This is a genomic window from Microbacterium sp. SD291, assembly GCF_017355365.1.
Taxonomy (GTDB): domain Bacteria; phylum Actinomycetota; class Actinomycetes; order Actinomycetales; family Microbacteriaceae; genus Microbacterium.
In genome coordinates this window covers 1-424 of sequence record NZ_JADIJR010000084.1, presented here as the reverse complement: position 1 = coordinate 424, position 424 = coordinate 1, and the positions used below count along the sequence as shown (strand labels likewise).

At 66.5% G+C, this 424-nt stretch carries 1 protein-coding gene; it reads left to right on the top strand.

All coding sequences use genetic code 11. From position 1 onward, the window contains the following. Window positions 1–61 precede the first annotated feature (61 nt). The coding region (locus IPV10_RS16870; RefSeq protein WP_374192241.1) for a hypothetical protein at window positions 62–424 on the top strand (363 nt) is incomplete at its 3' end.

Here is a 424-nt window from a genome sequence, read left to right as displayed (position 1 = left end):
TTTCTCTGACCTGGCCGATTCCGGGGTCGCAATGTCGGTGGCCCGGTGTTCAATGGAGGGTATGAACAGCACCGTGGCAGTCCTCGATGGGGTCGTCTCCGACCTCGTCGGGATGCTTCGTGCGGATGCGGTCGGCACCCTGTCGGATGCTGAGAAGCTGGCGGTGCTGCTGGGTGCGGGGAAGGCGCTGCGGCTGTTGGAGGCGGTGGTCGTGGAGACCGTCGCGAGTGCGGATGTGGATTTCGCGAACGGGTTCGGATGCCGGAACTTGAACGAACTCCTGCAACGGGCACTCCTCACGGACGCACCCGGTGCGGCGAAAGTCGTGAAAGCGGCGGATGCGGTGCACCGGGAGATCAGCGTCACCTCCGGGGAACGACTCCCCGCCCGCTACCCCGCACTGCGGGAGGCGCTGCTCGACGGC